The 5,867-nt window shown below is 53.7% G+C and carries 4 protein-coding genes and 1 tRNA gene; all 5 read right to left on the bottom strand.

Annotated elements, in window-relative coordinates; all coding sequences use genetic code 11:
• Position 1: 1 nt before the first annotated feature.
• Positions 2 to 2,419 carry an endopeptidase La gene (lon, locus tag ABWP81_RS11430; protein ID WP_353131931.1) on the bottom strand — a complete coding sequence of 806 codons (2,418 nt, stop codon included), beginning with the start codon at positions 2,417 to 2,419 and terminating at the stop codon, positions 2 to 4.
• Positions 2,420 to 2,475: 56 nt separating this feature from the next.
• Positions 2,476 to 3,741, bottom strand: coding sequence for an ATP-dependent Clp protease ATP-binding subunit ClpX (gene clpX, locus ABWP81_RS11425; RefSeq protein ID WP_353131933.1), 1,266 nt, complete (start codon positions 3,739 to 3,741; stop codon positions 2,476 to 2,478).
• Positions 3,742 to 3,777: 36 nt separating this feature from the next.
• Positions 3,778 to 4,386 (bottom strand): ATP-dependent Clp endopeptidase proteolytic subunit ClpP, encoded by a 609-nt coding sequence (gene clpP, locus ABWP81_RS11420; protein WP_353131935.1) that lies wholly within the window; start codon positions 4,384 to 4,386, stop codon positions 3,778 to 3,780.
• Between the two features lie 20 nt (positions 4,387 to 4,406).
• Positions 4,407 to 5,720, bottom strand: a complete 1,314-nt coding sequence (gene tig, locus ABWP81_RS11415) for a trigger factor (protein WP_353131937.1) — start codon at positions 5,718 to 5,720, stop codon at positions 4,407 to 4,409.
• A gap of 60 nt (positions 5,721 to 5,780) precedes the next feature.
• A tRNA-Leu gene (locus tag ABWP81_RS11410) sits at positions 5,781 to 5,867 on the bottom strand.

Genomic DNA, 5,867 nt, shown 5'->3' with positions numbered 1-5,867 from the left:
CTCAATGCTTGAGTGCGTCGGCTTTTGCCACTGCGTCAACGGCGGGTACAGCTGCTAAAGCAGGCACTTCGTCAGGCAAGGGCGTTGGCATTTTTTCCAGCGCAATTTCCAGCACTTTGTCGATCCAACGCACTGGCACAATTTCCAGACCGTTCTTCACGTTTTCTGGTATTTCTTGCAGGTCTTTCACGTTTTCTTCTGGGATCAACACGGTTTTGATGCCGCCACGCAAAGCAGCCAACAGCTTTTCTTTCAAGCCGCCAATCGCGGTGACTTCACCGCGCAAGGTAATCTCACCCGTCATGGCCACATCAGCGCGCACAGGTATCCCTGTGAGGGCCGACACCAAGGCAGTGGTCATGGCTGCACCTGCACTTGGGCCGTCTTTGGGTGTGGCGCCGTCGGGCACGTGAATGTGAATGTCGCGCTTTTCAAGCAACTCTTCCGAGATGCCCAAGCGGCGAGCACGGCTGCGCACCACGGTGCGAGCGGCTTCAACCGACTCTTTCATCACATCGCCCAGCGAGCCGGTGCGTGTGATGGTGCCTTTGCCAATCATGATGGCGGCTTCGATGGTCAGCAAATCGCCGCCCACTTCGGTCCACGCCAAACCAACCACTTGACCCACTTGGTTCTCGGCTTCAGCACGGCCATAGGTGTACTTGCGCACGCCCAAAAAGTCGGGCAAGTTGTCCGCCGTGACTTTGACCTGAGGTGTCATTTGCTTGAGCAACAAAGCCTTGACCACCTTGCGGCAAATCTTGGACATTTCGCGCTCTAGCGAACGCACGCCCGCTTCACGGGTGTAGTAGCGCACGATGTCGCGCACTGCGGTTTCGTCTACCAGCAGCTCTTCATCTTTGACACCGTTATTTTTCATTTGCTTAGGCAGCAAATACTTGATGGCGATGTGCGTTTTTTCGTCTTCGGTGTAGCCCGACAACCGAATCACTTCCATGCGGTCCAGCAACGCTGGCGGGATGTTCATCGAGTTTGAGGTGGCTACAAACATCACATCGCTCAAGTCGTAATCGACTTCCACGTAGTGGTCGGCAAACTTGTTGTTTTGCTCGGGGTCTAACACCTCGAGTAATGCGCTAGAGGGATCGCCGCGCGAGTCCGTGCCCAGCTTGTCAATTTCGTCAAGCAAGAACAAGGGGTTACGCGTACCCACCTTGGCCAAGCTTTGCAACACCTTGCCTGGCATCGCGCCAATGTAGGTACGGCGATGGCCGCGAATTTCGGCCTCGTCCCGCATACCACCCAAGGCCATGCGCACATATTTGCGACCTGTGGCTTTGGCGATGGATTGGCCAAGCGAGGTTTTACCCACGCCAGGAGGGCCGACCAAACAAAGAATGGGGGCCTTGACCTTGTCGACACGCTGTTGCACAGCAAGATATTCCAAGATGCGGTCTTTGACTTTGTCGAGGCCGTAATGGTCTTCGTTCAACACGTCTTCAGCATTGCCAAGGTCGTGTTTGATTTTGGTTTTCTTGGTCCAAGGCAAACCCACCAGCACGTCTAAAAAGTTGCGAACCACGGTGGCTTCGGCTGACATGGGGGACATGAGCTTGAGCTTCTTCAACTCAGAGTCGGCCTTCTTGCGTGCCTCTTGCGGCATGCGGGCGGCTTTGATCTTCTTCTCGATCTCTTCAATGTCTGCGCCCTCTTCGCCTTCGCCCAGCTCTTTTTGAATGGCTTTGACTTGCTCGTTCAGGTAGAAGTCGCGTTGATTTTTTTCCATTTGGCGCTTGACGCGGCCACGGATTTTTTTGTCTACGTTGAGAATTTCAACTTCGCGTTCAATTTGCTCAAACAAGTTGGACAAGCGCTCGCGCACGGGCGATAAATCCAACACAACTTGCTTGCTCTCAAGCTTCAAAGGCAGGTGCGCCGCAATGGTGTCAGCCAAACGACCCGCGTCGTCAATGCTGGAAATCGAGGTCAAGATTTCGGGCGGGATCTTTTTGTTGAGTTTGACGTATTGGTCAAACTGTTGCATCACTGCGCGGCGCAAGGCCTCGACTTCGCTGCCCGTCTCAGCAGGCTGCACTTCGATGGGGGTGACATGCGCAGTGAAGTGCGATTCACCGTCTTCAATGCCGTCTACCTTGGCACGTTGCTGACCTTCGACCAACACCTTGACTGTGCCGTCGGGTAACTTCAACATTTGCAAAATGGTGGACACGCAACCGACTTCAAACATGTCAGCCACAGAGGGTTCATCTTTGGCCGCCGCTTTTTGCGCCACCAACATGATGCGGCGTTCAGCCGTCATGGCAGCTTCCAGCGCCTTGATGCTTTTGGGGCGACCCACAAATAAAGGGATGACCATGTGCGGAAACACCACTACGTCACGCAATGGCAACAGCGGCAGTTCAAGAGGGATAGCGGGCAGCGGGGGTTGTCCAGACATGGTCAGCCTTCCAGTAAAAAGGGACGGGCGCTAGGCACCGTCCCCGTGATGAATGTTTAAGCCTTCTTGGCAGCTTCTCGGTACACCAGCAAAGGTGGCTTGTTGTCGTTGATGGTGGCCTCTTCGACCACCACCTTTTCGACATTCGATGAATTGGGTAATTCATACATGGTGTCGATCAGAGATTGCTCAAGGATAGAGCGTAGACCACGGGCACCTGTTTTGCGAGCCAAGGCCTTTTTAGCAATGGCGCGCAAAGCGGCTGGACGAATTTCCAGTTCTGCGCCCTCCATGGACAGCAGCTTGCTGTATTGCTTAACCAAGGCATTCTTTGGCTCGGTCAAAATTTGCACCAATGCGTCTTCGGTCAGCTCGGCCAAGGCAGCGATGACGGGCATGCGCCCCACCAGTTCGGGAATCAAACCAAACTTGATGATGTCTTGGGGCTCAACTTCTCCAAACACCTCAGTCAGGCTGCGTGACTCTTTGCTCTTAACAGTGGCACTAAAGCCGATGCCGGAGGCTTCGGTGCGGTTTTCGATGACTTTTTCAAGTCCTGCGAAGGCGCCGCCACAAATGAACAAAATGTTGGTCGTGTCAATTTGCAAAAAGTCTTGGTTGGGATGCTTGCGCCCACCTTGCGGCGGGATGCTGGCCATCGTGCCCTCGATAAGCTTGAGCAAGGCCTGTTGCACGCCCTCACCCGACACATCACGCGTGATGGAGGGGTTGTCAGACTTACGTGAAATCTTGTCAATTTCGTCGATGTACACAATGCCGCGCTGTGCGCGTTCCACGTCGTAATCGCAGGTTTGTAATAGCTTTTGAATGATGTTCTCAACGTCCTCACCCACATAACCGGCTTCGGTCAGTGTGGTGGCATCGGCCATGACGAAAGGCACGTTCAGCATACGTGCCAAAGTTTGTGCCAGCAAGGTCTTGCCTGATCCGGTGGGGCCAATCAGCAAGATGTTGCTTTTGGTCAACTCGACATCGTCTTTCTTGGACGACTCTTTGTGCTTCAAACGCTTGTAATGGTTGTACACCGCCACGGCCAAGGTGCGCTTGGCTAGCTCTTGGCCAATCACGTAATTGTCAAGGTTGCCTTTGATTTCTGCAGGCGTGGGCAGGTCGCTGCCCTGTTCTTTGGCGGCTTCTAGGCCTGGCAACTCATCACGGATGATTTCATTGCACAAATCAATGCACTCGTCGCAAATGAAGACCGAAGGTCCCGCAATGAGTTTTTTGACTTCGTGCTGGCTCTTACCGCAAAAGGTGCAGTAGAGCGTTTTTTCGCCAGAAGCGCTTTTTTTATCGGCCATGTATTGGTGCGTGTAAAGGTGTGTGCTTTGCGTCGCTTAAGCGCGTTTGCTGATGACTTGATCAATCAAACCATACTCTTTTGACTCGTCTGCACTCAGATAGTAATCGCGTTCGGTGTCGCGCTGAATTTTCTCTAAGGGCTGACCTGTGCGCTCGGCCAAGATGCGATTCAGTTGCTCGCGCGTCTTCAAGATCTCGCGGGCATGAATTTCGATCTCAGTGGCTTGGCCGCGTGTGCCGCCCAGAGGCTGGTGAATCATGACCTTGGAGTTGGGCAAAGAAAAACGCTTGCCCTTCTCGCCTGCAGCCAACAAGAAAGCACCCATGCTGGCGGCCATGCCGATGCACAGCGTGGACACATGGGGTTTGATGAAGTTCATGGTGTCGAACACCGACATGCCAGCGCTGACTGAACCACCGGGGGAGTTGATGTAGAGCGAGATGTCCTTATCTGGGTTCTCGCTCTCAAGGAACAACAACTGAGCCACAACCAAGTTGGCAGTTTGGTCGTTGACCTCGCCCACCAAGAAGATCACGCGCTCTTTGAGCAAACGTGAATAGATGTCATAGGACCGCTCACCGCGGCCCGACTGCTCAATGACCATGGGGACCATGCCCAAAGCTTGTGTATCCAGTGCGCTCATGTAGTTTCCTTGTGCGTGAATCAGCCTTGCTGACCCATCAATTCGTCGAACGAAATTGCCTTGGCGTTGACCTTGGCTTTAGACAAGATGAAGTCAGTCACGTTATTTTCAATGACGATGGCTTCAACTTCTCCTAAGCGGGTCATTTCGCCGTAGTACCAACGAACTACTTCGGCTGGTTTTTCGTAGCTAGAGGCCAATTCTTCGATGTGCGCTTTGATTTGCTCAGCCGTAGCTTGCAGGTTGTTGGCGCGAACCAAATCAGCCACCACCAAGCCCATGCGCACGCGCTTTTCGGCTTGTGGACGGAAGATGTCGTCAGGAATGGGGGCTTTGTCAGCGTCTTTGATGCCGCGTGACTTGAGGTCAGCACGCGCGCCTTCGATCATGCGGTTGAGCTCAGCTTGCACGCTGGCTTTTGGCAAGTCGAGATCCGCTTTGGTGGCCACAGCATCTAAGGCGGCTTGCTTATTACGTCCCAACAAACGGAACTTGACTTCGCGTTCCAAGTTTTTCTTGATGTCAGCGCGCAAACCCGCCACAGTGGCTTCAGCCACGCCCAAAGACTTGGCCAATTCGTCGGTCACTTCAGGCAAGTGAGCGGCTTCGACTTTCTTCAAAGTCACCAAGAAATCAGACTGCTTGCCAGCCACGTCTTTACCGTGGTAATCGGCGGGGAAGCTGAGAGGGAAAGTTTTGCTTTCGCCAGACTTCATGCCGCGCACAGCATCCTCAAATTCTTTGAGCATTTGGCCTTCGCCTAGCAAGAACTGGAAGTCTTCAGCTTTGCCACCTTGGAAGGGCTCGCCGTCAATCTTGCCTTCAAAGTCGATGGTGACGCGGTCGTTGTCTTGTGCAGCACCGTCCAAGCCGCGTTGGGCAAAGGTGCGGCGTTGCTTGCGCAAAATGTCGATGGTTTTATCAATAGCGGCGTCTGTCACGTCGGCAGAGACAGTTTCGACTTCAACGGCGGCCATGTCGGCGAATGTCACTTCTGGATACACCTCGAAGATGGCATCAAATTGCATTTGACCTTCGGGTGCGCCATCTTTTTCAGTGATGCTGGGTTGACCGGCTACGCGCAGTTTGGCTTCGTTGGTGGCCACCGCAAAGGCTTCGCCCACTTTGTCGTTCATGACTTCGAACTGGGTGGAGTAACCATAGCGCTGGGCCACGATGTTCATGGGCACTTTGCCTGGACGGAAACCGTCAATCTTGACTTGGCGTGCCACACGCTTCAAGCGCAGGTCCACTTCTTTGGTGATCACATCCAATGGCAACGTCAAAGTAATTTTGCGTTCCAGTTTTTCCAAAGTCTCAACAGTCACAGCCATGTATTTCTCCTAATTTGGCATGGTCAGCAGCGGCCTTGTGGCCGCTTGCTAGGAATCAAGTGGTGCGCGGGGCGGGACTCGAACCCGCACATCCTTGCGGACGTCAGGACCTAAACCTGGTGCGTCTACCAATTTCGCCACCCGCGC

This window comes from Limnohabitans sp., assembly GCF_040401135.1.
In the GTDB taxonomy this organism is placed as follows: Bacteria; Pseudomonadota; Gammaproteobacteria; order Burkholderiales; family Burkholderiaceae_C; genus Limnohabitans.
This window is presented reverse-complemented; position numbering and strand designations above follow the sequence as displayed.